The organism is Parvibaculum sp. (assembly GCF_035511255.1).
GTDB lineage: Bacteria > Pseudomonadota > Alphaproteobacteria > Parvibaculales > Parvibaculaceae > Parvibaculum.
In genome coordinates, this window is record NZ_DATKFR010000358.1 from 1 (window position 1) to 1,882 (window position 1,882).

The window sequence follows — 1,882 nt, forward strand, 5'->3', positions numbered from 1 at the left end:
TGCTCGGCTCTCGACCCGATCGCCACCATGCGCATCGAGCAGCTCATCGAGGAGCTGAAATCGACCTACACCATCGTCATCGTGACCCACAACATGCAGCAGGCGGCGCGCGTCTCCGACAACACCGCCTTCATGTATCTCGGCCGCCTGATCGAATATGGCGCGACGAAGGAGGTCTTCACCAACCCCCATTCCAAGCGCACGGAAGAATATGTGACCGGCCGCTTCGGCTAGCACATCGCCACGAACCCCCGCTGCACGATCCCTCGCAAAACGCAGCGAACTAGCCCCGCCGGTTTCGGCGGGGCTTTTTTTATCGCCGTCCGCGCATGACCCGGATCGTCATGGCCCGCCTGTGCGGTCGTCGGCGTTTTGGCGACACTGGAACAAGGGCGGACGAGGGCGCAAAAACCCCCGGACTAGCCCTCTCCCTCTGGGAGAGGGTTGGGTGAGGGGCTGCACGGGGAGCCGTGCTTCACGGCTTGCCCTCACCCGAAACGCGTTCCGCGTTTCGACCTCTCCCATAGGGAGAGGTGAAGATGAAGCGTGCGGCGGCGCACAAACAAAACCCCCGGAGCCGAAGCTCCGGGGGTCTGCTCTGAAGACCTGCGAGGATCGATCAGAAAGCGAACTGGGTACGCAGTGCGACCGAGTTGAAGGTGCCTTCGCCCTTCGGGCCGCCGCCTTCTTCCTTCGCACGTATGTAATCGAGCATGAACCGGACGTTGTTGTTGACATACCAGTTCAGGCCACCCGTCCACATCTTCTCTTCGCCGCCCTTGGTAAGGCCGGAACCGGAGTCGTTGAGGTCCGCGGTGCTGTAGCGCACGGCAAGTTCCCATGCGCCGATGCCACCGCCCAGCGTGAAGGGGCTGGCCGGCTTCACGCCCTTATAGGCCGCACCGTCCATGCTGTACTTGTAGGCTTCGCCCGTGATGACCCAGGACGCCTGTGCATACCAGGCGCTGAAGTCCGCATCGGCCGCCCCGAGCGTGCGATCGAAGCTGTAGCGATAGTATTCACCCTGCGCCTTGAAGGGGCCGTAGCTGACCGCGAGTTCCGGGCCGTAGAACAGCGCCTTGTCGACCTTCGTGATGCTCGGCGTCGAGATGTACTTGATATCGTCGACGCGGATGCCGGGACGATCGCCGATGCTCGGATCCTTGTAGAAATGCGGCGTATAGGTGCCGGACAGACCGAGGTGGATGTTGGACTTTTCGACCGGCTGGAAGGCAACGGCGACACGGCCCACGACGTTGTCGCTTTCGGCATGCGTCGTCGCATCCGTACCGACGGTGTCCTTCGTGTAGTAGAGCATACCGAAGACGTTGTCGGTATTTCCACGCACACCGAAGGCCGTGCGGCTGTCGTCCGAACCGAGGCTGATCATCATGTTCGCGGCGCTGGAGCGCTCGATGAACGTGATGTCGTTCGAGCTCGTCGCGTAGTCGAGGGTCAGCGGAACGCCGATGGCGCCGCCCTGGATCTTGATGCCGGAGATGCCGTTATAGGAGAGATAGGCTTCCTTGATGATCGTCGGCGAAGAGTCCTTGGTGCCGCCGAACTGCAGACCGAGCACATAGCCCCAATCTCTCATGAATTTGCCTTCCACGCCGATCTCAGCGCGGCGGAAATTGGCGCCGTTGTTGTACGGCGTGAGCGTGCCGTCCGTATCGCCCGTCGCGACGTCGAAATGCGCACGACCGCGGATCGACATCTCGAAGAGGCCGTCGCCCGTCTTGAAAGTCGGCTTGCCGTCCTTGAAGTCGATCTGAACGGCGTCCTGCTTCTCCTTGATTTCCTTCAGCTCGTTGCCCTGGGAAATCTGAAGATCGTCGAGGCGCTGCTGCAGATCCATGATCTGCTGCTTCATCGTATTGAT

The 1,882-nt window shown here is 61.3% G+C and carries 1 protein-coding gene and 1 pseudogene; one reads left to right on the forward strand and one right to left on the reverse strand.

The window, feature by feature from the left end; all coding sequences use genetic code 11:
- A pseudogene (locus VMR03_RS13790) lies at window positions 1-234 on the forward strand (phosphate ABC transporter ATP-binding protein); the annotation flags it as partial.
- Window positions 235-619: 385 nt separating this feature from the next.
- On the opposite strand, the gene VMR03_RS13795 reads toward VMR03_RS13790, so the two are convergent.
- The coding region (locus VMR03_RS13795; RefSeq protein ID WP_325406175.1) for an OprO/OprP family phosphate-selective porin at window positions 620-1,882 on the reverse strand (1,263 nt) is incomplete at its 5' end.